Below are 24,486 nucleotides of genomic sequence, written 5' to 3' on the forward strand. Positions count from 1 at the left end.
GCCCGCTCCATGTCCGGGTCCGGTGAGGCTAGCCCTGGGCGGGTTCCTCGGCCGGAGCCAGCACGACGTCGGAGACCAGTAGTTCCGCGCCATCGGCGCGGAGCTCCAGCTCCAGGGCGTTGCCGGCAGCCAAGAGATCGCCGAGCCCCGCGCGGACCTGTGCGATCACCGCTTCCGGGCCACTGACGACGCCGGACAGCACCTGGGTGCGTTGCTTCACCTTCGCCTCCGACTTCGACTTGCGGATACCCCCGAGGGCAGCGCCGACGGTCGGCAGCACGGCGGTGTCGGCGCCCTCGACGGCACCGGCAAGGTGGCCGTTGGTGGGCCAGCTGGCGCGGTGTACCGATCCGGCACGCCACCAGCCCCAGACCTCTTCGGTGGCGAAGGGCAGGAACGGCGCGAACAGGCGCAGCACGGCATCCAAGGTGGTGGCCAGGGCGGCCAGCACCGACGCCTGCTCCTCCTCGCCGCGGGCACCGTAGGCGCGGTCCTTGACGAGCTCGACGTAGTCGTCGGTGAACGACCAGAAGAAGGACTCGACGATGTCCAGGGCGCGCGCGTAGTCGTAGGACGCGAAGGCCCGGTCGGCCTCCTCGATGACCTCGGACAACCGTGCCAGCAGGGAGCGATCCAGGCCGTTCGTGACCAGGTGGGCATCGCCGTCGAGCACATTGGCCTCGGTGGCGCCCAGGTTCAGGACGAACTTGGAGGCGTTGAGGATCTTGATGGCCAGCCGGCGGCCGATCTTCATCTGCGCGACCTCGTAGGCGGTGTCGGCACCCAACTTGGCCGAGGCGGCCCAGTAGCGCACCGCGTCGGCGCCGAAGTCATTCAGGACATCGGTGGGGACGACGACGTTGCCCTTGGACTTGGACATCTTCTTGCGGTCCGGGTCCAGGATCCAGCCGGAGATCGCCGCATGCTTCCAGGGGACGCAGCCGTGCAGGGCATCGCCGCGCACGGCGCTGGAGAAGAGCCAGGTGCGGATGATGTCGTGTCCCTGCGGACGCAGGTCGAAGGGGAAGACCTTGGCGAAGAACTCGTCGTCCCGGCTCCACCGGCCCACGATTTGCGGGGTCAGCGACGAGGTGGCCCAGGTATCCAGCACATCGGCGTCACCGGTGAATCCACCGGGTACATCACGCTGGTCGGCAGTGAAGCCCGGCGCGGCTTCGGCCACCGGGTCCACGGGCAGCTGTTCGTCGGCCGGCAGGATCGGGTGGTCGTAATCCGGATTGCCGGCGGTGTCCAAGGGGTACCAGACAGGGATCGGGACGCCGAAGAAGCGCTGGCGGGAGACCAGCCAGTCGCCGTTGAGCCCATTGACCCAGTTCGTGTAGCGCGAGCGCATGAACTCCGGGTGGAAGTCGATCTCCTGGCCGCGGCCGACCAGGCGGTCGCGCCGTTCGGCGTCACGGCCGCCATTGCGGATGTACCACTGGCGGGAACTGACGACCTCGAGGGGCTTGTCGCCCTTCTCGAAGAAGTTCACCGGGTGGGTGATCTTGCGTGGCTCGCCGTCGAGCAGCCCGGCCTCGGTGAGCATGCCGGCAACGGTTTCCTTGGCGGAGAACACGGTCTTGCCGGCGATCGCCGCGTAGGCCTCACGGCCGGCATCGGTGGTGATCCATTCCGGGGTATCGCCGATGACGCGGCCGTCGCGGCCGATGATGGCACGGGTCGGCAGCTGCAGCTCGCGCCACCAGGTCACGTCGGTCAGGTCACCGAAGGTGCAGACCATCGCGATGCCCGAGCCCTTGTCGGCCTTGGCCAACGGGTGCGGGTGGACCTCGACCTCGACGCCGAACAGCGGGGACGTGACCTTCTGGCCGAACAACGGCTGGTAGCGTTCGTCATCCGGGTTGGCCACGAGGCCAGCGCAGGCGGCCAGCAGTTCGGGGCGGGTCGTCTCGATGAAGATCTGCGTGCCGTCTTCGGCGAAGAACGGGTAGCGGTAGTAGGCGCCGGCGACCTCGCGGTCCTCCAGCTCCGCCTGGGCCACCGCGGTGCGGAACGTGACATCCCACAGCGTGGGCGCCTCGGCCATGTAGGCGTCGCCGTCGGTGAGGTTCTTCAGGAAGGCGCGCTGGGACACGGCACGTGAGGTGTCATCGATGGTGCGGTAGGTCAGGTTCCAGTCGACGGAGAGGCCGAGCGTGCTGAACAGGTGCTCGAAGACCTTTTCGTCCTCGACGGCGAGCTCCTCGCAGAGCTCGATGAAGTTGCGGCGGGAGACCTGGTCCCAGTCGCGCTGGTTCTTCGCCGGGGTGGCGGGCGGCCGGTAGTCGGCGTCGTAGGCGATCTTCGGGTCGCAGCGCACGCCGTAGTAGTTCTGCACGCGGCGTTCGGTGGGCAGGCCGTTGTCGTCCCAGCCCATCGGGTAGAAGACGTTCTTCCCGGTCATGCGCTGGTAGCGCGCCAACACGTCGGTCTGCGTGTAGGAGAACATGTGTCCCACGTGCAGTGATCCGGACGCCGTCGGCGGGGGGGTGTCGATCGAGTAGACCGATTCGCGGGTGGTCTCGGGGTTGAATGCGTAGGTCCCCTCCTCGCGCCACCGCTGTCCGAGCCTCTCCTCGAGGCCCTCCAGCGCCGGCTTGTCGGGGACGGAAACGGTTGCGGGCGTGTCTGTGCCCAAGTTCTGTTCAGCCATGTCAGCCATTCTCCCATGTTGCCGCGCCGGACTCGACCCGGGCCCGGCGCCGGCACGCTTCTCCACACCTTGGTGCGCACCGCCCCACACGGGGTCCTTTCGGCCTACCATCGGGACATGGGCAAGATCAGATTGCAGCGGGCCTACGAGGCACCCAACGGCGGATACCGGATCCTGGTCGATCGGCTGTGGCCGCGCGGCGTCGCGAAGGAGGACGCCGAACTCGACGAGTGGGCCAAGGACGTGGCACCCTCCCAGGAGCTGCGCACGTGGTTCAACCACCGGGACCACCGGTTCGAGGAATTCCGTGAGCGCTACGTGGCCGAACTGGAGGACGGTCCGGGGACGGAGGCGGTCGAGCGGCTGATGGAGCTCGCCAAGGAACATGACGATGTGGTGCTGGTGTATTCCACCAAGGACGAGGAGCACAACAACGCCGTCGTCCTGCTGGAGTTCCTGGACGAAAACATCTAGCCGGGGGACCAGGGGCCGGGAATGTGACGTCCGGGTGCGCTCGTGAGCCGTCCGTGATTAGGGTGGTGCCATGACTTCTACACCGCAACAGCACCAGCACACAGCAGTCGTCACCGGCGCGAGCACCGGGATCGGCGAGGCCACGGCCCGCATGCTCGCCCAGCAGGGATGGACCGTTTATGCGGTCGCCCGCCGCGCGGATCGTCTCGAGGCCCTGGCCGACGGCAGCGGCATCATCCCGGTGCCCGCCGACATCACCGAGGACGACGACGTGGCACGGCTCCTGGCCACGGTCACCGAAGGGGGTGGCATCGATACGCTGGTCAACATTGCCGGCGGCGCACGCGGCGTCGACTACATCGCCGATGCGAAGACCGAGGACTGGGAGTGGATGTACCGGGTCAACGTCCTGGGCACCATGAAGATCACCCGCGCGTTCCTGCCCATGCTGCGCGCCCACGGGGAAGGCACTGTGCTGAACCTGACCTCCAGCGCAGGACTCGCCGGGTACGAGGGCGGCGCCGGCTACAACGCCGCCAAGTTCGCCGAACGCGGCATGACCCAGGCGCTGCGGCTGGAAGAGGTCAGCAACAACATCCGGGTCATCGAGATCCTGCCCGGCTTGGTCCACACCGAGGAATTCTCGTTGAACCGTCTGGGGGACCAGTCAGCAGCCGACAAGGTCTATGCCGGGGTTCAGAAGCCGCTGACAGCCGATGATGTGGCGGAGGTCGTCGTCCACTCGATCACGCTGCCGCACCACGTCAACCTGGACGAGATCGTCATCCGCCCGGTGGCCCAGGCGGCCAACCACAAGATCATCCGCTCCAGCTGATCCGGGGCACGGCGCGTCCATCCCCGCCCCCTCTCATCCGTTAGACTGGGGGCACCAGCTATGACCCGGCCATCACCGGCGAGCTTCCGGAAGAACGGTCCGCACTTGCGGACCCAGTAGAACCGGGCGGATGGGCGCGTCAGAGCCCGCAGAGCGGTTCGTGCAACGCGTCCTCCGGGACCGGCGCGCGGACAAGCGGGGTGGTACCGCGAACACCGGCGACCGAGCGCCGGGAATCGTCCCCGCATCGAGACGAGACGGCGCGGAGAACCCGCGCCCCACCGATGCGAGGACAGCCGCTGATGAGCATGTATCCCAAGGCCTCCACAGATCCCCAGGGCGTGACGCCCACGTCACCGCGTTTCCCCGAGATCGAGGAACGCGTCCTGAAGTACTGGCAGGACGACAACACCTTCCAGGCTTCCATCGACGCGCGTCCGGCCGGCAAGGACGGCTCCAACGAGTTCGTCTTCTACGACGGCCCTCCCTTCGCCAACGGCCTGCCCCACTACGGGCACCTGCTCACCGGCTACGTCAAGGACCTCGTCGCCCGCTACCAGACCCAGCTCGGCAAGCGTGTCGAACGCCGCTTCGGCTGGGACACCCACGGGTTGCCCGCCGAACTCGAGGCGATGAAGCAGCTGGGCATGACGGACAAGAAGCAGATCGAGGCCATGGGCATCGACAAGTTCAACGATGCCTGCCGCTCCTCGGTCATGAAGTACGCCGGCGAATGGCAGGAATACGTCACCCGCCAGGCCCGCTGGGTCGACTTCGACAACGACTACAAGACGCTGAACGTCGAGTACATGGAATCGGTGCTCTGGGCGTTCAAGCAGTTGCACTCGAAGGGCCTGACCTACAACGGCTACCGGGTGCTGCCCTACTGCTGGAAGGACGAGACGCCGCTGTCCAACCATGAGCTGCGCATGGACGACGACGTCTACAAGGACCGCCAGGACCAGACCGTCACGGTGACCTTCGAACTGCTGCCCGGCGAGAGCGCTGCCTCCCGCGAGCTGGCCGGCACCCAGGCCATCGCCTGGACCACCACGCCGTGGACCCTGCCCACCAACCAGGCCCTCGCCGTCGGACCCGGGGTGCGCTACGCCGTCGTGCCCGTGGGCCCGAACGGGTCACCGGCAGCAGGGGAGCGGTTCCTGCTGGCCGAGGACCTCGTCGGCGCCCACGCCAAGGAGCTCGGGTACGACGACGGTGCTGCCGCGGCCGCCGCGGTCACCACCACCTACGCAGGCACCGAACTCGAGGGCATCGGCTACCGCCGCCTCTGGGACTACTTCGCCGACGCCGACACCTATGGGACCGGCAATGCCTGGAAGATCCTCGTCGCCGACTACGTCACCACCACCGACGGCACCGGCATCGTCCACCAGGCGCCCGCCTACGGTGAAGAGGACCAGAACATCTGCGAGGCCAACGGCATCCCCGTGGTCCTCTCGGTGGACGAGGGCGCCAAGTTCCTGCCCTTGTTCGCCAACGGCCCGCTGGCAGAAATCGCCGGCGTGCAGGTCTTCGACGCGAACAAGGCCATCACCCGGGTGCTGCGCGAATCGGGCCGGCTGCTGCGCCAGGCCAGCTACGTGCACTCCTACCCGCACTGCTGGCGCTGCCGCACCCCGCTGATCTACCGCGCCATCTCCTCCTGGTACGTCGAGGTCACCGCGTTCAAGGACCGGATGACGGAACTGAACCAGGAGATCAACTGGATCCCGTCCAACGTCAAGGACGGCCAGTTCGGCAAGTGGCTGGCCAACGCGCGCGACTGGTCCATCAGCCGCAACCGCTACTGGGGCAGCCCCATCCCCGTGTGGGTCTCGGACAACCCGGACTTCCCGCGCACCGACGTCTACGGTTCGCTCGCCGAGATGGAGGCCGACTTCGGTCGCCTGCCGGTGGACAACGACGGCCAGGTGGACCTGCACCGCCCGTTCATCGACGAACTGACCCGGCCCAACCCGGATGACCCCAGCGGCGCCTCCACCATGCGCCGCGTCGAAGACGTGCTCGATGTCTGGTTCGATTCCGGCTCCATGCCCTACGGCCAGGTGCACTACCCGTTCGAGAACGGCGAATGGTTCGACACCCACAACCCCGCGGACTTCATCGTCGAGTACATCGGGCAGACCCGCGGCTGGTTCTACATGCTGCACATCCTCTCCACCGCTTTGTTCGACCGTCCGGCCTTCCGCAACGTCATCAGCCACGGCATCGTCCTCGGCTCCGACGGGCAGAAGATGTCCAAGTCGCTGCGCAACTACCCGGATGTCACCGAGGTCCTGGACCGTGACGGCTCCGACGCCATGCGCTGGTTCCTGATGTCCAGCCCCATCCTGCGCGGCGGCAACCTGGTGGTCACCGAACAAGGCATCCGTGACGGCGTCCGCCAGGTGATCCTGCCGCTGTGGAACGTGTACAGCTTCTTCACCCTCTACACGAACTCAGCGAACGGCGGGGCCGGGTACGAGGCGAAGCTGCGCCACGACGGCTACACCGACCCGCTGGATACCTACCTGCTCGCCAACACCGGCGCCCTGGTCTCCGAGGTCGGGGCCCGGTTGGACGACTACGACGTCTCCGGTGCCTGCGACGCGCTGCGCTCCTACCTGGACATGCTCACCAACTGGTACGTCCGGCGCAGCCGCGACCGCTTCTTCGCCGAGGACACCGACGCGTTCGACGCCCTGTACACCGCGCTCGAGGCGCTCTGCCGGGTGGCAGCCCCGCTGCTGCCGTTGGTGGCCGAGGAGATCTGGCGTGGCCTCACCGGGGGCCGCTCGGTGCACCTGACCGACTGGCCCGCAGCGGACGCCTTCGGTGAGGACGCCGGGCTGGTCGAGCGCATGGACCTCATCCGGCAGATCTGCTCCACGGGTTCGAGCCTGCGCAAGGCAGCGAAGCTGCGGGTGCGACTGCCCCTGCAGCAGCTCACCGTCGTCGTCCCCGGCGCTGCCACCCTGGAATCCGGTGCCGACACGATCGCCGAGGAGCTGAACCTGCGCCACGTGCGCCTGGTCGATGCGGCGGACGCCTCCCCGGAGGAGTTCGGGATCGAGCAGAAGCTCGTCGTCAACGCGCGCGCCGCCGGACCGCGCCTGGGCAAGAACGTCCAGGTCGCCATCAAGGGCTCCAAATCAGGGGACTGGTCGCTCACCGATGGCGTCGTCACCTCCGGCGGGTTGGCCCTGGAACCGGGCGAATACACGCTCGAGACCGTGGTCTCCGACGGGCACGACGGCGGATCCACCGCGGTCTCGATGCTCCCGGGCGGCGGGTTCGTGGTCCTGGACACCGAGCTGACGGACGAGCTGGAGGCCGAGGGCACCGCCCGCGACATGGTCCGCGCCATCCAGCAGGCCCGCAAGGACGCCGAACTGCAGGTCAGCGACCGCATCCGCACCACCATCAGCGCACCCCAGGACGTCATCGACGCCCTGCACGCCAACGCCGAACTGGTGCGCCGCGAAACCCTGACCGTCGACCTGGAACTCGTTCCGGGCGACGTCGACACCACCATCTCCGTAGAACGGACGGTTTCCTGAATGAGCCCCGAACACGACGCCTTCTCGGTCGAGAGCGTGTACGCCGAACTCCTCGGCCGTGCACCGGAGAACAAAATGGAACCGCGCATGGAGCCGATGTTCCGGGCCATGGAGATCCTCGGCGAGCCCAACAAGGCGATGCCGATCATCCACGTGACCGGGACCAACGGCAAGACCTCCACCGCGCGGATCATCGAGGCCCTGCTGCTGGCCCACGACCTGCGCGTGGGCCGGTACACCAGCCCGCACCTGTCCAGCGTCACCGAACGCATCAGCCTGGACGGGGCACCGGTCCCGGATGAGGTGTTCGTGCGCATCTGGGACGAGATCCGCCCCTACCTGGCCATCGTCGACGCCGAACTCGACGAACAGGGCCAGAACCCGCTGACGTACTTCGAGGCGCTGACCATCCTGGGCTACGCCATCTTCGCCGACGCACCCGTGGATGTCGCGGTGGTCGAGGTCGGGCTCGGCGGCATCACCGATGCGACCAACGTCGGTGACGGGCAGGTCTCCGTGGTCACCCCGATCTCGCTGGACCACACCGACCTGCTCGGTGACACCATCCATGACATCGCCCTGGAAAAGGCGGGCATCATCAAGCCCGGTGGCTTCCTGGTGTCCGCCGCCCAGGAGCCAGAGGGCGCCCAGGTGCTGCTGGAAACCGCCCGCGAGCTTCAGGTCCCCTTCCGTTTCGAGGGGGTGGAATTCGGCGTGGAATCGCGCACCCTCGCCGTCGGCGGGCAGACCGTGACCATCCAGGGCCTGGCCGGGCGTTACCAGGAGCTGGCCCTGCCGCTGCACGGCGCCCACCAGGCGCAGAACGCAGCGGTCGCCGTCGCCGCCATGGAGGCGTTCCTCGGCGGCGGGGAGACCGCCCTGAACGAGGACCTGGTCCGCCAGGGCTTCGAGGCCGTCTCCAGCCCCGGCCGGCTGGAACTGGTCCGCTCGGCGCCGACCATCCTCGTCGACGCCGGCCACAACCCCGCGGGGCTGAAGGTCTCCGCCGACGCGGCCAAGGAGGCCTTCGGCTTCAGCACGCTGGTGCTGGTCGTGGGAATCCTGGCCGAAAAGGACGCGCCGGCCATGCTCGAGATGCTGTACACGCAGTACGGTGACCTGGTCCAGGACCTCTGCCTGACCGAGTCCACCTCCCCGCGGGCCATCCCGGCCGGCGAACTGGGCGAAATGGCCCTGCGCGCCGGATTCAAGGAGCAGGACCTGTACATCACCGAACGCCTCGACGACGCCCTGGAATGGGCCGTCGGACGCGCCGAGGCCACCGAGGACCTGGCCGGTGGCGTCCTGGTCACCGGGTCGATCACCCTGGTCGGCGAAGCACGCACCCTGTTAGGAAAGTAAGCACCATGGCACGCATGACCAAAGCCCAACGCGAATGGCGCCCCGGCATGAAGAAGAAGCGCCGCTCCACCCGGGTGCTCTTCGCCTCCACCATCCTGACCCTGGAAGCCGGCGTCGCCCTGTTCGCGACGCTGGCGGTCTTCGGGCTGTACCGCGACACCATCAACCCGCTGCTGATCTTCCTGGTCGGCGGCTGGATCATGGCCGTCTGCATCCTGGCCTGCGCGTTCCTCTCCAAGCCCCTGGGCTACTGGATCGGCTGGGCGGTGCAGATCATCCTGATCCTGCTCGGCTTCGTGGACCCGTCGATGTTCATCGTGGGCATCCTGTTTGCCGCCTGCTGGTGGTACGCCGTCACGAAGGGCCGCACGATCGACCGGGAAAACGCCCGACGGGACGCCCTGCAGGCCGAATGGGAAGCAGCGCACCCGGAGCCCGAAACCGGCCACTAGACTGGTGACCGAACCCCCACCTCTACGAAGGAGCAACCGCGTGTCCACAGAACGCACCCTGGTACTGGTCAAGCCCGACGGCGTCAAGCGCCAGCTGACCGGTTCGATCCTGGCCCGTGTCGAGGCCAAGGGCTACCGCCTCGCCGAGCTCAAGCAGGTTTCCGCCACCCGCGGGATCCTCGAGGCCCACTACGAGGAGCACGCCGGCAAGCCGTTCTACGAGCCGCTCGTCGAGTTCATGCTCTCCGGCCCGGTCGTCGCCGCCATCTTCGAAGGCGAACGCGTCATCGAGGGCTTCCGCTCACTGGCCGGGACCACCGACCCCACCACCGCAGCACCGGGCACCATCCGCGGTGACTTCGGGCGCGACTGGGGCGAAAAGGTCCAGCAGAACCTGGTGCACGGCTCCGACTCCGTCGAGTCAGCCGAGCGCGAGATCGGGATCTGGTTCTCCTAGCGGACCCGGAACACCCCGTACGACGCCGGCCAGGCACCTTCGCGGTGCCTGGCCGGCGTCGTCCTGTCTGGGGCCGGCCCGGGGGAGGGCCGGGCAGTCGCCGGCCTATCCGAAGAAGACGCCCGCAAAGGAGAAGAGGATCGATCCGGCGCACAGCACGATCAGCAGGACGGCGATGACCCAATGCCATTCGGCCAGGAACCGCTTCAGCCCGGCGGGCGCCGGGATGACGTCGTGGCTGATGTTGCGCGCCGTCGTGTAGACGATCAGCACGATCATCATCGCCCACACCACCATGCAGTACGGGCACAGCACGTGGATGACGTACAGGGCCTGGAACCAGAGCCAGCAGATCATCACCAGGGCCAGCGTGATGCCGGTCTGCAGGCCGATGAAGTACCAGCGCGGCAACCTGGCGCCGGCGATCAGCGTGACGCCGATGGCCACGACGACGGCGAATCCCGCCACGCCGATGAGGGGGTTGGGGAAACCAAAGAGCTCGGCCTGGTGGGTCTGCATGACGGTGCCGCAGGAGACCCAGGGGCTGATGTCGCAGGACGTCGTGTAGTTCGGGTCCTTGTAGATCTCCAGCCGCTCCAGCGTCAGGGTGCAGGCGGCGATCCAGCTGATGAACCCGGCGATCGCGAGGATCCACCCGAAGACGCGGTCCCGGGCAAAGGCCGGCACGACGCCGGCGGCCGGGTCATCGACGACACGCTGATCGTCAGGGTGGTGGGCTTTGTGGGCCACGGGGGCACTCCTCGTAGACGGGTCGTTGCGCACCGGCTGGTGGCAGCTTCCCCTCGATTCTAGGGTGAACGCCGGAGACTGCGATGTTCCATATGAGACAATGGCCATGGTTGTCGGCGAATCCACAGTTTGCCCTCAGCCCAACTGCAGGATTCCCGACCCGCAGCGATGAATCACCGCAGGCATCGGCGACGATGCCCACGGATGAATACCGCTGGCGGCCGCCGCAACAGAAAGCGGCTTGTCGGGACGACTGCGTTGGTTTTCCGGGCACGCCGCACCCGCCCACGTTGGTGCACCTCGGAAAATAAGAACATTGACTTCCGGGATCCGGGAGGCCCTCGAGGCCACGGATCCCGAACCGATCGCCGGCGTCCCGGCTGTGGATGGGTACTCCGGCTAGGAGTATGGCCTTCCATGGATGCATCGAACGAAGAACTGAATGGGCCGGCACAGTCGTCCCAGCCCCTTGACTCCGCGGCTTCGGCCGAGAGCGCCCCGGCTGCGGAAGCCAAGGCCCCCGCCAAGCGGGCGCCCCGCAAGCGGGCAGCACCGAAGAAGACCGCGCCGGCAGAGGCCGCAGCGGCACCGGATGAAACGGCACCTCCGGCCGACACCGCCGCCGAGACGCCCGCCCCGAAGACCACCCGTGCGCCGCGCACCCGCAAGCCGGCCGTGAAGAAGACGGCAGTCCTGGACCCGGCCACCGAGCCCGCCGCCGCGGACACCGAAACCGCTGAGGCCGCCGTCGTGGTCCCCGAGAAGCCGGCCCGCGCCCCGCGCGCCCGCAAGACCACCGCCAAGAAGGCTGCACCGGCAGCCGAAACCCCCACCGCCGACGCGGCACCTGCCGCCGCCGACGAGACCGTGGAGGCCGCCCCGGCCAAGACCCGCAGGACGCGCAAGGCCCCGGCGCGCACCGCCGCGGCCGCCGAATCCCCGGCAGCCGACGCCGCGATCACCGACGCCGCATCGACGCCGGAAGCCGAGCCGGCGGCTGCCGAAGCCGAACCGGCACCCGCCTCGAGTGCCGCCCCCGCAGATCCCTTCGCCGTCACCGGTTCGCCGGTGTCCGTGCTGTTCCAGGCCCCGGATCTCACCGCGGCCGTCCCGGCCAAGCGCACCACCGCGCCGTTGGAGTCCGACGGCGATGATTCCGACTCCGGTGCGGGCAACCGCCAGAGCCGGCGCAACCGTTCGCGGTCCGGATCCGACTCCACGCGTCAGGGCGAAGCCGCCCATGACGGCGCTGCCGATGCCGACGAGGGCGACGGTTCCGTCTCCCGCCGGCGCAGGCGCCGCCGCCGCGGGGATGCCGACGTCGAACTCTCCGGTGGACAGGACGACGATCCGCCCAACACGGTGACCCGTGTGCGTGGCCCCCGCGCCGCCGCCGCCGAGCCGGTGCCGTCGAACAAGGTCACCTCCGTCAAGGGCTCCACCCGGCTCGAGGCCAAGCGCCAGCGGCGCCGCGACTCCCGTGATGCGGGTCGCCGCCGCCATGTCATCACCGAGGCCGAGTTCCTGGCCCGCCGCGAATCGGTGGACCGCCAGATGGTGGTGCGCCAGAACGAGGACCGCATCCAGATCGGTGTCCTCGAGGACGGCGTCCTGGCCGAGCACTTCGTGTCCAAGACCCAGCAGGATTCGCTGATCGGCAACGTGTACGTCGGCAAGGTCCAGAACGTGCTGCCCTCCATGGAAGCCGCCTTCATCGACATCGGCCGTGGCCGCAACGCGGTCCTCTACGCCGGCGAGGTCAACTGGGACGTCGCCGGGTTGGAGGGCCAGCCGCGCCGCATCGAGCACGCCCTGAAGTCTGGGGACTCCGTGCTGGTCCAGGTCACCAAGGACCCGGTCGGACACAAGGGTGCCCGGTTGACCAGCCAGATCTCCCTGCCCGGCCGCTACCTGGTCTACGTGCCCGGCGGATCGATGACCGGGATCTCGCGCAAGCTGCCCGACGTCGAGCGCAACCGCCTGAAGAAGATCCTCAAGGACCACCTGCCGCAGAACGCAGGGGTCATTGTGCGCACCGCCGCCGAGGGGGCCAGCGAGCAGGAGCTGATGAACGACATCAACCGCCTGCGCGCCCAGTGGGAGGGCATCGAAGCCGCATCGACGTCGACCAAGACGACGCCGCCGGAACTGCTCTACGCCGAGCCTGACCTGACCATCAAGGTGGTCCGCGACGTCTTCAACGAGGACTTCACCAAGCTCATCGTCTCCGGCGAGGAGGCCTGGGACACCATCGAGGCCTACGTGATGTACGTGGCCCCCGACCTGATCGGCCGACTGGAGAAGTGGACGTCCGAAACCGACATCTTCGCCTCCCACCGCATCGAGGAACAGATCCACAAGGCCCTGGAGCGCAAGGTCTTCTTGCCCTCCGGCGGCTCGCTGGTGATTGACCGCACGGAGGCCATGACCGTGGTCGACGTGAACACCGGCAAGTTCACCGGCAGCGGCGGCAACCTCGAGGAAACCGTCACGAAGAACAACCTGGAGGCCGCCGAGGAGATCGTCCGGCAGCTGCGCCTGCGCGACATCGGTGGCATCATCGTCATCGACTTCATCGACATGGTGCTCGAGGCCAACCGGGATCTTGTCCTGCGTCGACTCGTGGAATGCCTGGGCCGCGACCGGACCAAGCACCAGGTCGCCGAGGTCACCTCGCTGGGCCTGGTCCAGATGACGCGCAAGCGCATGGGCACCGGGCTTCTGGAGGTCTTCAGCGAGAACTGCGAGGCCTGCAACGGGCGCGGTGTGGTCACCCACGAAGAGCCCGTGGAACACCGTCGCGCCGCCAGCGCGCCGAACGATTCCAACAACCAGAAGCGCAACGACCGCAAGCCACGCAATGACCGGCGCCAGGGCAACAAGGGCACCGATGCCGACCACGCGACCGAGTTCACGGCACCGGAGACCAAGCAGCAGGATCCCGAGGCGGAAGCCAAGGCCGAGGCGGCACGTGCCGCCTTCGCCTCGATCGCCGCGGCAGCCCACGCCGCCCACGACCAGGACGGAGCCGCGGTCCAGCCCGCGGAGGGTGGGGCCGGGACTCCTGCCGCCGACGCATCCTCCGACGGTCAGCACGAGGGCGGTTCGCGTCGTCGTGGACGGGGGCGGTCGCGCGGTCGCGGGCGCTCCGGCGCCGAGGACACCTCGAACCAGCGCCACTCGTCCCAGGTGCAGGACGCTGCAGCCGGTGGGGAGTCCCGCGGGTCTTCCACTGTCGCCGCGTCCGAACCGGAGGCGACCCCGGCCGAGGCAACCGGCGGAGATCTCACGCAGGACGGTCCCGTGGTGAGCATCGCCGGTGAGCCGGTGCGCCTGCCACGTGCCCGTCGCAGCCGTCGGGCCACGGCACCAACCCAGGCCCCTGACCTGACGCTCGAGTCCCTCAACGAAGCCTTTGGCGTCCCAGCCGAGCCAGCGCGCGCCCAGGGTTCCACGGTGGCTTCACCGCCGCCGGCTGCAGCACAGGCCCCCGCACCCGCCCCCGCGCCGGTGCAGGAGCCAGTGCAGGAGCCAGTGCAGTCCACGCCGGAACCGGCAGCGGCGGCGGCAGCGCCGGCAGCTCCGACACGCCGTCCGCGGCGCAGCCGGTCCGCGTCCAGCGCCCAGGGTGGTGCCAACATGCCGATCGAGCGCAAGGACGCACCGGCGTCGTCCTCCAGTGCAGGGACCACCAGCCACGTAGCCAAGCTCGGCACGGCTTCCGTCGCGGCGACGGACGCCGCGGCAGAGGCCCCGGTCATGCTCGGTGTCGGGGTACCTGCCGAGGAACTGTAGGCAGATCGGCGGGGGAGCACCCTCCGCCGGCGCGTTCTTGGCGGGCGGGTTCCGGGTACACCGGGGCCCGCCCGCGGCGCATTCCGGAGAGCCTGGGCGCCCGCGGAGGACCTGCGGGCGGCCGTTATCCGGTGCCGGGGGTTGGATGGAGGGCCGGTGGCCGCTGTGGCATGGATCGCATCCCGACCCCATCAGGGTCTTGACGACCCGCCGGGGAGAGGTGTATTTGCCCCGACCGGACGCAATAGCGTAATCTAGATCCTCGGTGCATGCGCCGCTCATCGGATTTTTCCGCTCGGCGTGACAGCACAGCGCTTATCCCCGTTCACTTGAAACGGTGGGACGTGCGCGGTAAGAGTAATAGACGTCGAGAGAAGTGAGTTCCCAAGTGGTGTACGCGATTGTCCGCGCAGGCGGCCGGCAGGAAAAGGTTTCCGTAGGAGACTGGGTCACCCTTGACCGCGTCCCCGAAGCAGCTGGTGGAACCATTGAGCTCCCCGCGCTGCTTCTGGTTGATGGCGACAAGGTCACCTCCGCTGCTGCTGATCTGGCGAAGGTCACTGTGACCGCCGAGGTCCTTGAAAACCTCCGTGGCCCGAAGATTGTCATCCAGAAGTACAAGAACAAGACCGGCTACAAGAAGCGCCAGGGTTTCCGTGCTGCGCTGACCAAGGTCAAGGTCACCTCCATCGCCTAAGGCGTCGGAGACCAGTTAACCCACGATTCAAAGGTAGGCACATTCAATGGCACATAAGAAGGGCGCGAGTTCCACTCGCAACGGCCGCGACTCCAACGCTCAGTTCCTGGGCGTGAAGCGCTTCGGCGGCCAGGTCGTTTCCGCCGGCGAGATCATCGTTCGCCAGCGTGGCACGCACTTCCACCCCGGCGCCAACGTTGGCCGCGGTGGCGACGACACGCTGTTCGCACTGGCAGCCGGCTCGGTTGAGTTCGGTACCCATCGCGGCCGTCGCGTCGTGAACATCGTCGACGCCGGCTAAGCAGGGCGTTACCGCATTTCGCTAGACTGGAGGGTGGGCCGCACGGCCCGCCCTCCAGTTGTTTTTTACCCCGCCGCACCACGGGCATCCAGTCCCGTGGCGGCACCCGATAGAGGAGTCCCTTCAGTGGCAGCGTTCGTAGACCGCGTAGTCCTAAACGTTTCCGGCGGAAACGGCGGGCACGGTTGCGTGTCGATCCGCCGGGAGAAGTTCAAGCCCCTGGGTGGCCCCGACGGTGCCAACGGCGGAAACGGCGGCGACGTGATCATCCGCGTCGACAGCCAGACCACCACGCTGCTTTCCTACCACCACTCCCCGCACCGGCAGGGCGGCAACGGCGAGCCGGGCAAGGGTGACATGCACCCGGGGAAAAACGGTGAGGACCTGATCCTGCCGGTCCCGGATGGCACGGTCATCAAGGACCGCGCCGGGAACATCCTGGCCGACCTGGTGGGGGAGGGGAGCGAATACATCGCCGCCGCCGGAGGACTGGGCGGGCTCGGCAACGCCGCGATCTCCTCGCAGAAGCGCAAGGCACCCGGATTCGCCCTGCTGGGCATTCCCGGTGAGGAACAGGACATCGTCCTGGAACTGAAGTCGGTGGCGGACATCGCCCTGGTCGGGTATCCCTCGGCCGGCAAGTCCAGCCTCATCGCCGCCATGTCGGCGGCTCGGCCGAAGATCGCCGACTACCCGTTCACCACCCTGATCCCCAACCTGGGCGTCGTCGAAAGCGGCGAGGTCCGGTTCACCGTCGCCGACGTCCCCGGGCTGATCCCCGGGGCGAGCGAGGGCAAGGGCCTGGGCCACGAGTTCCTGCGCCACGTCGAGCGCTGCGCCGCACTGGTGCACGTGTTGGACTGCGCGTCACTGGAAGCAGACCGGGACCCCATCAGCGACCTCGAGACCATCGAGGCCGAACTGGCCGCCTACGCCACCGACGCCAGCTTCGCCGGGGCCGATGGCACCGTGGTCCCCCTGAACGACCGGCCGCGGCTGGTGGCCCTGAACAAGACCGACATGCCCGACGGCGCCGAAATGGCAGAGTTCGTCCGGGCCGATCTCGAGAGCCGTGGCTACCAGGTCTTCGAGGTCTCGGCACTGGCCCGTACCGGGCTGCGGGAGCTTGGCTTCGCCATGGGCGAGCTGGTCACCGCAGCACGCAAGGCATCCGCGACCGTCGCGCAGACCAAGGTCGAGGTGCCCGTTCTGCGCCCGCGTGCCGTCAAACGAGCCGAGTTCACCATCCGCCGCGAAGAGCGCAACCTCGAGCCGCTCTACCGCGTCGAGGGCGAGAAGCCCATCCGATGGGTCAAGCAGACCGACTTCAGCAACGATGAGGCCGTCGGCTACCTCGCCGACCGCTTGGCGAAACTGGGTGTCGAGGACAAGCTCTTCAAGGCCGGTGCCAAGCCCGGCGACGCCGTCGTGATCGGCGACGACGACAACGGCGTGGTGTTCGACTGGGAGCCGACCATGGCTGCCGGTGCCGAATTGTTGGGTTCACGTCGCGGCGAAGACGTTCGGTTGGACGACATGAGCCGGCCGACCCGCGAGCAGAAGCGCCAGGAACACCAGGATCGCAAGGACGCCCGGGCCGCTGCCCGCGCCGACCTTGAGGCCGAACGCAAGGCCGGCGTCTGGACGGAGTCCGTCAACTACAAGAACGAGCGCTCCTCCAGGGACAGCGGGAAGTGACGCGGCAAAACCGCATTCCGTCCTCGATCAGGAAGCGCTCCGAACTCACGGAGGCAACGCGCCTGGTCGTCAAGGTCGGTTCGTCCTCCCTGACCACGGTTAATGGCGGAATCTCCGAAGATGCCCTGACCGGTCTTGTCAGCGAACTGTCGAAGGTCCGCAACGGGGGAGTCGAGCTCATCCTCGTCTCCTCCGGGGCGATCGCCGCGGGGATCGCCCCGTTGGGCCTGGTCCGACGCCCCCGTGACCTGGCGACCCAGCAGGCAGCCGCCAGCGTTGGCCAAGGGCTGTTGATGGCCAAATACACCCAGGCTTTCGGTTCCCACGGGATCACCGTCTCCCAGGTGTTGCTCACCGCGGACGATCTGATCCGGCGCCAGCAGTATGCCAACGCCTTCCGGGCGCTGGGACGGCTGCTCACCCTGGGTGTGGTCCCGGTCGTCAATGAAAACGACACCGTGGCCACCCACGAGATCCGCTTCGGTGACAATGATCGGCTGGCCGCCCTGGTGGCCCACCTGGTGAAGGCGGATGCGCTGATCCTGCTGTCCGATGTCGACGCCGTGTACGACGGTCCGCCATCTGCGGGTGCCCACCGCATCCCCACAGTCGAGACTGCTGCAGACCTCGAGGGCATCACCATCGGTTCCGTCGGGACGTCTGGTGTGGGCACCGGTGGCATGGTCACCAAGGTCGAGGCCGCAACCATGGCCGCGGAATCCGGCATTCCCACGCTGGTCACCTCGACAGCACAGGCCGGCCGGGCCCTGAACGGGGAAGACGTCGGAACCTGGTTCTCAGCGCGCGGTGGACGGCGCCCCTTGCGCATGCTCTGGCTGGCGCATCTGGCCTCCACCCGCGGAACCCTGGTGCTCGACGCCGGCGCAGTCACCGCCGTCGCCTCGGGCTCGAGGTCACTGCTACCGGCAGGAATCACCAGTGTCCACGGCGATTTCGAAGCCGGCGACCCGGTCGAGATTGCCGATGCCAGCGGCACCGTCTTGGCCCGCGGGCTGGTCAATTACGCCTCGACGGAATTGCCGGAGATGCTGGGCCGGAGCACCCGCGAGCTCTCGAGATCGCTCGGCACGCACTATGAGCGTGAAGTCGTCCACGTCGACGACCTGGTGCTGGTGGGGCCGCGCGTCACGGGCCCGAGCCGGTAACCAGCCAGCGAGACCACCGCGTCTTGACACTGTTGCTCAACATTCAGGGAGCCACAGGCTGGCGAAGCTAAGCTGGTGGCATGAGCCAGAGCGTCACCGATTCAGCCACCACCGCCGGGAATGTTGCCCACGAGGTATCCCTACGGGCAGACCGATCCCGGACGGCTGCGCGCAAGCTCGCGCGGGCAAACCGTGATTGGAAGGACCGCGGCCTACTGGCCATTGCCGCAGCCCTGGATACCTCCCGGGCCGAGGTCATCGAGGCCAACTCCAAGGACCTGGATCGCGAACGCGCCGCCGGGACGAGCCAGGGCCTTCTGGACCGGCTCAAACTCGACGATGCACGGGTGGATGGTTTGATCTCGGCCCTGCACGAGCTCGCCGGGCTGCCTGATCCGGTCGGAACCGTTGAGCGCGGGCAAACTTTGCCCAACGGGCTACGGCTCCGCCAGGTGCACGTCCCGATGGGGGTGCTGGGGGCCATCTATGAGGCGCGGCCGAACGTCACCGTTGATATCGCGGGTTTGGCCCTGAAGAGCGGAAATGCGGTGCTCCTCCGTGGCGGCTCCGCGGCGGCCGAATCGAATCGTGCGCTGTTGTACCTGATTCGCGATGCCTTGGATTCGGTCGGCTTGCCCGCCGACGCCGTGCAGAGCGTGGATGACTTTGGCCGCGCCGGAGCGGAAGCACTCATGCGGGCCCGCGGCAAGGTCGACGTGCTGATCCCCCGTGGAGGGCGTGCACTGATCCAGTCGGTCCTGGAGAACGCCAAGGTCCCGGTCATCGAAACCGGCGAAGGAAACGTGCACATCTACCTCGATGCCACTGCCACCGCAGAGTCGGCGGCAGCCATCCTGATCAACGCCAAGACACAGCGCCCCTCCGTCTGCAACACCGTCGAAACCCTGCTGCTGCACTCAGAGGCTGCGGCCTCGCGCCATGTCCTGGAAGAACTCTCCAAGGCAGGCGTCACCCTGCACGCCGATCCTCGCGCCCTCGCCCTTGCCGATGGGCTGCGTGTCGTTGCGGCCACCGAGGAGGACTGGGCGACCGAATACATGTCGTTGGACCTCGCCGTCGCGGTCGTCGACGACCTGGATGAGGCGATCGAGCACATCCGCCGGTGGACCACCGGACATACGGAGGCGATTCTCACCAACGACCTGGCTCACGCAGAACGGTTCATCGCGGAGATCGATTCAGCAGCAGTGATTGTGAACGCGTCCACCCGGTTCACCGACGGGGGCGAGCTCGGGCTCGGCGCGGAGGTCGGCATCTCGACACAGAAGATGCACGCCCGGGGGCCGATGGGAGTACGCGAACTGACCACCACTAAGTGGATTGTCCAAGGCGACGGGCACATTCGTTCGTAGAGACTGCCCCTGATGGGTAGAATGATACGCAGACATCAGACGGACACCGGATCGTCCCAGCGGGGGGCGGCACCGGTCGATGACGGGCGCAAAGGAGAAACATGCTCACGCAGGTCTTGGGGACAGTACTAGCGAGTGGTGCTGAGGCCGAGGGCGCCGGCAACATGCCGTACATCGTTAGCGGCGGAATCTTCGTCTTCTTCCTGTTGCTGCTCTTCATTTGCGTGTCGTTCACCAACGTCGGCAACCGACACGATGCGCACGCCGAGGTCGAGGATACGCACAAGCAGTTCTCCAACAAGCACGGCCACGACGATCACTAGCAAGGCAGAGGCGGACGGGTCGGTACGGCCGATTCGCCTCGGAGTGATGGGCGGGACGTTTGATCCCATCCACCACGGGCACTTGGTGGCCGCCAGCGAGGTGGCCGCCGAATTCGACCTGGACGAAGTGGTCTTCGTACCGACGGGCAGGCCATGGCAAAAGGCCGACCGTGAGGTCTCCGATTCCGAGCACCGGTACCTGATGACCGTGGTCGCCACGGCGTCGAACCCCCGCTTCACGGTGAGCAGGGTCGATATCGACCGGCCCGGCCCCACTTACACCATCGACACGTTGCGGGATCTGCGCCGGCAAAGGCCAGGTGCCGAACTTTTTTTCATCACCGGGGCCGATGCGATGGAGCAGATCCTGTCCTGGAAGGACATCGACGAGCTGTGGAGCCTGGCGCATTTTGTCGGGGTCACTCGGCCCGGGCATGAACTTCCGGACCTCGGACGCCAAGACGTCAGCCTGTTGGAGGTTCCGGCCATGGCAATTTCTTCCACCGCCTGCCGCGACCGGATCAGGGACAAGAAGCCGGTCTGGTACTTGGTTCCCGATGGGGTGGTTCAGTACATTGCGAAGTATGAGTTGTATCACTACGACGGTATTGCCTGAGGGGCAACGCCGGGAACGGACGACATGAGCGACGATCTGGGGCGCGCACCGACACGGCGCTCCCTCCGTGAGCAACGACAAGCTGGCGAGGCCGCCGATAAGGCCCGCGAGCGGGATCCTGCGACGCGTGATCAGCCCGTGCCGGATGCCGATCCCGACTCATCGGAGGACACGAACCAACTCAAACGTGTATCCCAAGCCAACCGGAGCCGACGCGCAGCTGACGTGCCGTTCGACATGGTGCCCGAACGGGTTGAACGCGATTCCCTGCAGCGCGCCCGCGACCGAGAGGCACTCCGCGCCCAGCGCGAAGCAGAAGCACAGCGCGCCAACGCCGCCCAGGGGGCCGCAGCAGACCTGGCGACCGGGGACGAACCGGCTCCTGTGACCCGACGTCAACTCCGACTCCAGGCGCTGGCTGCCGCACGAGCTACTGCCCAACCAGCAGCGGCGGAAACCGGTACCGCACAGTCCGACCTCGACGCCGACGCGGGAGTCAGGCCATCGTCCGACGAGCAATTGAGCGTTGAAGCAGCTCTCGAAGCACGTCGGCAGACTGTCGACGGCCAGGCTGAGGACCAGCCGACGCTGGATGACGGCGATGACCTGGAGGTCATTGCCAGGCAACGTGAACTTGCGGCCCGGGCGGCCGTCATCAGCCGTCGCGTGGCAGAGCGGGAACGCCTCAAGCAGTCCACCACGGAACGCAAGCAACAGACCGCGGACCCCTTCACCGGTGCCATGGACCGCCTTCGGCATGAACAAGCCGAACGGGACTTGGCGAACACGGGAATCAATGCACCTCAAACCAGCGGTTTCCAGCTCCAGATGCCCGTCACCGCTGAACGCCCGCGTTCTGCCGCAGGAAACCTGGACAAGGACCACGATGCGTTGCGTCCTGCCAGGGAATCCGAGACCGTAGCCCCGGCAGAGGCGGAAATGCAGAACAGCGGGGAACCCATCAGCGCCCGCTCGGCTCAAGGACTGGAACCCCTCGATTACCTCACGGCAGGCGTCCGCCGCGTCAACACGTGGACGTTGGCGGTGATCGCCGCACTGGTGGTCGGCGCCGGGGCTCTCGTGACAGCGATCGTCTTGATCAGCACCCACAACTAGTCACCACCAACCATCAGAACCACCACACCAAGGGAGCCTCATGGCTGCAACAGAACACTCCATTTCCATCATCCGCACCGCCGCCCATGCGGCAGCCGACAAGCTGGCTGAAAACCTTGTTGCACTGGACGTCAGTGAACGAATGGGCATCACCGACGCATTCCTGATTGCATCGGCAGAGAGCGAACGCCAGGTCAATGCCATCGTCGATGGCATCGAGGAAGCCCTCATCGAGAAATTCGACGTGCGCCCCGTGCGACGCGAAGGTCGGGGTCTCGGACGCTGGGTGCTCCTGGACTACGTTGACGTCGTCATCCATGTACAGCACCAGGAAGACCGCGTCTTCTACGCCTTGGACCGTCTGTGGAGTGATTGCCCGGCCATCGAGCTCCCTGCTGAGGTACGTGCCTCCGCAAGCGAGGAAAAGGTAGTCCCCGAATAATCGGGTTGACTCGATTTGCACGAGTCAATTTCAGTGCCCTATGATGAATGAGTTGTCCACAGGGAAACCTTGGGGATAGCACCCATTCGGGGGTATGGCGCAGTTGGTAGCGCGTCTGCATGGCATGCAGAAGGTCAGGGGTTCGAATCCCCTTACCTCCACGAATGTAATGTCCCGGGATATCGGTAGAACGATATCCCGGGACATTAGTCTTTAACGCGTCACCTGCTCAGGCTGCGGGTTATAGGCAAGAAATGTGTGTCTGGCCCGGGCGGGCCGGGCTGGCCTGTCCCGCCCGGCCCTCTTCGCCTAGAAGAGTTGGCGCCAGTTCGTTGCGGCCAGATCCAAGAGTTCGTCGCCGCGGCCCGACATGACAGTTCGAACCGCATACAAGGCGAAGCCCTTGGCCTGCTCGGCAGTTACCGCCGGTGGCATGGACAGCTCCTGTCGTGCGGTCACGACGTCGATCAGGGCGGGACCGTTGTGGGAGAAGGCCTTCTTCAGCGCGGCATCCAGATCGGCCGAATTCTCCACACGTATTCCCAGGACGCCGAGCGAATTGGCGACATCGGCAAAGTTGGGGTTGTCCAGGCCGGTTGCGTAGTTCACGAACCCAGCGGCCTTCATCTCCAATTCCACAAAGTTGAGTGAGGAGTTATTGAAGACCACCATCTTCACTGGCAGCTGGGACTGGACGACCGTCAGCAGCTCACCCATCAACATGGAGAGGCCACCGTCGCCGCACAAAGCGACCACTTGACGGCCGGGCTCAGCTGATTGGACCCCGATGGCCTGGGGGAGGGCATTGGCCATGCTGCCGTGTGCGAAGGAACCAATCAACCGGCGTCGGCCATTCATGCGCAGATATCGGGCGGCCCACATGACCGGGGAGCCAACGTCCGGAAGGAAGACGGCATCGTCTGACGCCAGCTCATCGACCCGACGGGCGACGAACTGGGGGTGGAGTGGCGCACCCTTCCGTGTTTTGGAGGCCAGATCATCCAGCTTTTCCCGGGTTTTCCGGTAGTGCTTCTGGGCATCCTTGAGGTGCGAGCGTTTGGTCTTTCGCTTGAGCAAGGGCTGGAGCGCCTGTGCGGTGTCACCGATATCCCCCACGAGGCCCACGTCGACCGGAACGCGGCGTCCGAGTTGCTCGCCGCGAATGTCCACTTGGATGATGCGGGCATGGGAGGGGAAGAACTGCTGGTAGGGGAAATCAGTACCCAGCATGAGCAGCGTATCCGCGTCCTCCATGGCCCGGTACCCGGAAGCGAAGCCGAGTAGGCCGGTCATGCCCACGTCGAATTCATTGTCGTATTCCAGGTGCTCCTTGCCTCCCAGGGCATGCACGATCGGTGCTCCCAAGGTCTCTGCCAGTCCGACGACGGCATCGTGTGCTCCGGCGACGCCGGCACCGGCGAGGATGGTGACCTTGCTTCCGGCATTGAGGAGTCCGGCAGCCTCTTCGAGTTCCTCACGGCACGGGACGACGACCGGGTGGCTACGCCGTACATGTGAAATGCGGTCGCTCACGGCCGGGGCCAGCGCCACGTCGCCGGGAATCACCAGTACTGCGACACCACGCTTCTCCACTGCCGTTCGCATGGCGATTTCCAGCAGCCGCGGCATCTGCTCCGGGGTGGAAACCATCTCGGTATATACGGAACATTCACGGAAGAGATCCTGTGGATGCGTTTCCTGGAAGTAGTTGCTCCCGATTTCCCCACTGGGGATGTGGGCTGCAATGGCCAGGACCGGGACGCGGGTCCTGTTGGCTTCGTAGAGGCCGTTGATCAGGTGCAGGTTGCCGGGGCCGCAGCTACCGGCACATACTCCGAGCTCGCCGGTCAAGGCTGCTTCTGCGCCGGCGGCGAAGGCAGCGGCCTCCTCGTGTCGGACGTGAGACCAAGTGATGGTTCCGTCCTTGCGGAGTGCGTCGGTGATGCCGTTCAGGGAATCGCCGGGGACTCCGTAGATCCGTTGGACGCCATTGGCGCGAAGTGTGGCGATCATGTTCTCTGCGACAGTACTCATGGCCAGTTCTGTTCCTTCCGCTGCGGTTAGGCCCACCCTACGCCGACCGCCACCCCGGCGCTCGGCCCCTCCCCGACACGACACGCCGGGCCGACGCGACACGCCCTTGGACCCGAACTGTGTACGACGAATGCACAGCCTGTGGATGGCGCGCGCCGAACCCCGGAATCGTGCGGGAATCAACGGCCGACTTCTCCACAGTGCCTGTGGACGAAATCGCTGGGTAATGACATACTTGTAAGACAACATATAGGGGTTGCTCGTCGCAGCTTGCACTACATGTAGTATTGGAATCTCCGAAGGCGCCCCAAGGGCCGGGACCGGTTTTAGCACGGTTTTCGTCCTATTTGGCCCACTTTTGGAGCCCGGCAAGCCGGGG

At 66.7% G+C, this 24,486-nt stretch carries 19 protein-coding genes and 1 tRNA gene; 17 read left to right on the plus strand and 3 right to left on the minus strand.

Annotation, left to right across the window (positions count from 1 at the left end):
- Window positions 1–28: 28 nt before the first annotated feature.
- Window positions 29–2,656 carry a valine--tRNA ligase gene (gene valS, locus ABD088_RS06020; protein WP_343900778.1) on the minus strand — a complete coding sequence of 876 codons (2,628 nt, stop codon included), beginning with the start codon at window positions 2,654–2,656 and terminating at the stop codon, window positions 29–31.
- Between the two features lie 117 nt (window positions 2,657–2,773).
- Here valS and ABD088_RS06025 point away from each other — a divergent pair, with 117 nt between their 5' ends.
- From ABD088_RS06025 to ndk, 6 genes are all read left to right on the plus strand, one after another.
- Window positions 2,774–3,130 (plus strand): DUF488 domain-containing protein, encoded by a 357-nt coding sequence (locus tag ABD088_RS06025; protein ID WP_343900780.1) that lies wholly within the window; start codon window positions 2,774–2,776, stop codon window positions 3,128–3,130.
- A 70-nt stretch (window positions 3,131–3,200) separates the two neighbouring features.
- The gene (locus tag ABD088_RS06030) at window positions 3,201–3,965 is read left to right on the plus strand and encodes an SDR family oxidoreductase (protein WP_343900781.1); all 765 of its coding nucleotides are present in this window, start codon (window positions 3,201–3,203) and stop codon (window positions 3,963–3,965) included.
- A gap of 302 nt (window positions 3,966–4,267) precedes the next feature.
- Complete coding sequence (gene ileS, locus ABD088_RS06035) at window positions 4,268–7,525, plus strand: isoleucine--tRNA ligase (protein WP_343900782.1); 3,258 nt, start codon at window positions 4,268–4,270, stop codon at window positions 7,523–7,525.
- Complete coding sequence (locus tag ABD088_RS06040) at window positions 7,526–8,887, plus strand: bifunctional folylpolyglutamate synthase/dihydrofolate synthase (protein WP_343900784.1); 1,362 nt, start codon at window positions 7,526–7,528, stop codon at window positions 8,885–8,887.
- A gap of 5 nt (window positions 8,888–8,892) precedes the next feature.
- Entirely contained in the window at window positions 8,893–9,339 is a 447-nt protein-coding gene (locus ABD088_RS06045) for a DUF4233 domain-containing protein (RefSeq protein WP_343900786.1), read from the plus strand.
- A 40-nt stretch (window positions 9,340–9,379) separates the two neighbouring features.
- Window positions 9,380–9,796 carry a nucleoside-diphosphate kinase gene (ndk, locus tag ABD088_RS06050; RefSeq protein WP_343900788.1) on the plus strand — a complete coding sequence of 139 codons (417 nt, stop codon included), beginning with the start codon at window positions 9,380–9,382 and terminating at the stop codon, window positions 9,794–9,796.
- A gap of 105 nt (window positions 9,797–9,901) precedes the next feature.
- On the opposite strand, the gene ABD088_RS06055 is transcribed toward ndk, so the two are convergent.
- Complete coding sequence (locus ABD088_RS06055; protein ID WP_343900789.1) at window positions 9,902–10,546, minus strand: vitamin K epoxide reductase family protein; 645 nt, start codon at window positions 10,544–10,546, stop codon at window positions 9,902–9,904.
- Between the two features lie 417 nt (window positions 10,547–10,963).
- Here ABD088_RS06055 and ABD088_RS06060 point away from each other — a divergent pair, with 417 nt between their 5' ends.
- The 11 genes from ABD088_RS06060 to ABD088_RS06110 all read left to right on the plus strand — a co-directional run bounded on the left by ABD088_RS06060 (window position 10,964) and on the right by ABD088_RS06110 (window position 22,234).
- Window positions 10,964–14,341, plus strand: coding sequence for an Rne/Rng family ribonuclease (locus ABD088_RS06060; protein ID WP_343900791.1), 3,378 nt, complete (start codon window positions 10,964–10,966; stop codon window positions 14,339–14,341).
- A gap of 388 nt (window positions 14,342–14,729) precedes the next feature.
- Window positions 14,730–15,038, plus strand: a complete 309-nt coding sequence (rplU, locus tag ABD088_RS06065; protein WP_343900944.1) for a 50S ribosomal protein L21 — start codon at window positions 14,730–14,732, stop codon at window positions 15,036–15,038.
- Window positions 15,039–15,084: 46 nt separating this feature from the next.
- Entirely contained in the window at window positions 15,085–15,339 is a 255-nt protein-coding gene (gene rpmA, locus ABD088_RS06070; protein WP_343900793.1) for a 50S ribosomal protein L27, read from the plus strand.
- A 126-nt stretch (window positions 15,340–15,465) separates the two neighbouring features.
- Entirely contained in the window at window positions 15,466–17,037 is a 1,572-nt protein-coding gene (gene obgE / locus ABD088_RS06075; protein ID WP_343900795.1) for a GTPase ObgE, read from the plus strand.
- On the plus strand, window positions 17,034–18,203 hold the full coding sequence (gene proB, locus ABD088_RS06080) for a glutamate 5-kinase (protein WP_343900796.1): 1,170 nt from the start codon (window positions 17,034–17,036) through the stop codon (window positions 18,201–18,203). Before obgE ends, proB begins: the two co-directional genes overlap by 4 nt.
- Before the next feature lie 80 nt (window positions 18,204–18,283).
- On the plus strand, window positions 18,284–19,576 hold the full coding sequence (locus ABD088_RS06085) for a glutamate-5-semialdehyde dehydrogenase (protein ID WP_343900797.1): 1,293 nt from the start codon (window positions 18,284–18,286) through the stop codon (window positions 19,574–19,576).
- 164 nt (window positions 19,577–19,740) lie between these two features.
- The gene (locus ABD088_RS06090) at window positions 19,741–19,899 is read left to right on the plus strand and encodes a hypothetical protein (protein ID WP_343900798.1); all 159 of its coding nucleotides are present in this window, start codon (window positions 19,741–19,743) and stop codon (window positions 19,897–19,899) included.
- On the plus strand, window positions 19,892–20,515 hold the full coding sequence (gene nadD, locus ABD088_RS06095; protein WP_372711148.1) for a nicotinate-nucleotide adenylyltransferase: 624 nt from the start codon (window positions 19,892–19,894) through the stop codon (window positions 20,513–20,515). Before ABD088_RS06090 ends, nadD begins: the two co-directional genes overlap by 8 nt.
- 24 nt (window positions 20,516–20,539) lie before the next feature.
- Window positions 20,540–21,631: a hypothetical protein gene (locus ABD088_RS06100; protein ID WP_343900799.1), complete on the plus strand. Its 1,092-nt coding sequence runs from the start codon at window positions 20,540–20,542 to the stop codon at window positions 21,629–21,631.
- A gap of 40 nt (window positions 21,632–21,671) precedes the next feature.
- Window positions 21,672–22,073, plus strand: coding sequence for a ribosome silencing factor (gene rsfS, locus ABD088_RS06105; protein WP_343900801.1), 402 nt, complete (start codon window positions 21,672–21,674; stop codon window positions 22,071–22,073).
- An 88-nt stretch (window positions 22,074–22,161) separates the two neighbouring features.
- A tRNA-Ala gene (locus tag ABD088_RS06110) sits at window positions 22,162–22,234 on the plus strand.
- Window positions 22,235–22,382: 148 nt separating this feature from the next.
- On the opposite strand, the gene poxB is transcribed toward ABD088_RS06110, so the two are convergent.
- Window positions 22,383–24,107, minus strand: coding sequence for a ubiquinone-dependent pyruvate dehydrogenase (poxB, locus tag ABD088_RS06115; RefSeq protein ID WP_343900803.1), 1,725 nt, complete (start codon window positions 24,105–24,107; stop codon window positions 22,383–22,385).
- Between the last annotated feature and the right edge of the window lie 379 nt (window positions 24,108–24,486).

This window comes from Arthrobacter rhombi, from assembly GCF_039526245.1.
Taxonomy (GTDB): Bacteria; Actinomycetota; Actinomycetes; order Actinomycetales; family Micrococcaceae; genus Arthrobacter_H; species Arthrobacter_H rhombi.

Coding starts and splice junctions, on each gene's coding strand:
- valS (WP_343900778.1), bottom strand. CDS start 2,656: ATGGCTGAACAGAACTTGGGCACAGACACGCCCGCAACCGTTTCCGTC.
- ABD088_RS06025 (WP_343900780.1), top strand. CDS start 2,774: ATGGGCAAGATCAGATTGCAGCGGGCCTACGAGGCACCCAACGGCGGA.
- ABD088_RS06030 (WP_343900781.1), top strand. CDS start 3,201: ATGACTTCTACACCGCAACAGCACCAGCACACAGCAGTCGTCACCGGC.
- ileS (WP_343900782.1), top strand. CDS start 4,268: ATGAGCATGTATCCCAAGGCCTCCACAGATCCCCAGGGCGTGACGCCC.
- ABD088_RS06040 (WP_343900784.1), top strand. CDS start 7,526: ATGAGCCCCGAACACGACGCCTTCTCGGTCGAGAGCGTGTACGCCGAA.
- ABD088_RS06045 (WP_343900786.1), top strand. CDS start 8,893: ATGGCACGCATGACCAAAGCCCAACGCGAATGGCGCCCCGGCATGAAG.
- ABD088_RS06060 (WP_343900791.1), top strand. CDS start 10,964: ATGGATGCATCGAACGAAGAACTGAATGGGCCGGCACAGTCGTCCCAG.
- rpmA (WP_343900793.1), top strand. CDS start 15,085: ATGGCACATAAGAAGGGCGCGAGTTCCACTCGCAACGGCCGCGACTCC.
- ABD088_RS06085 (WP_343900797.1), top strand. CDS start 18,284: ATGAGCCAGAGCGTCACCGATTCAGCCACCACCGCCGGGAATGTTGCC.
- ABD088_RS06090 (WP_343900798.1), top strand. CDS start 19,741: ATGCCGTACATCGTTAGCGGCGGAATCTTCGTCTTCTTCCTGTTGCTG.
- ABD088_RS06100 (WP_343900799.1), top strand. CDS start 20,540: ATGAGCGACGATCTGGGGCGCGCACCGACACGGCGCTCCCTCCGTGAG.
- rsfS (WP_343900801.1), top strand. CDS start 21,672: ATGGCTGCAACAGAACACTCCATTTCCATCATCCGCACCGCCGCCCAT.
- poxB (WP_343900803.1), bottom strand. CDS start 24,107: ATGAGTACTGTCGCAGAGAACATGATCGCCACACTTCGCGCCAATGGC.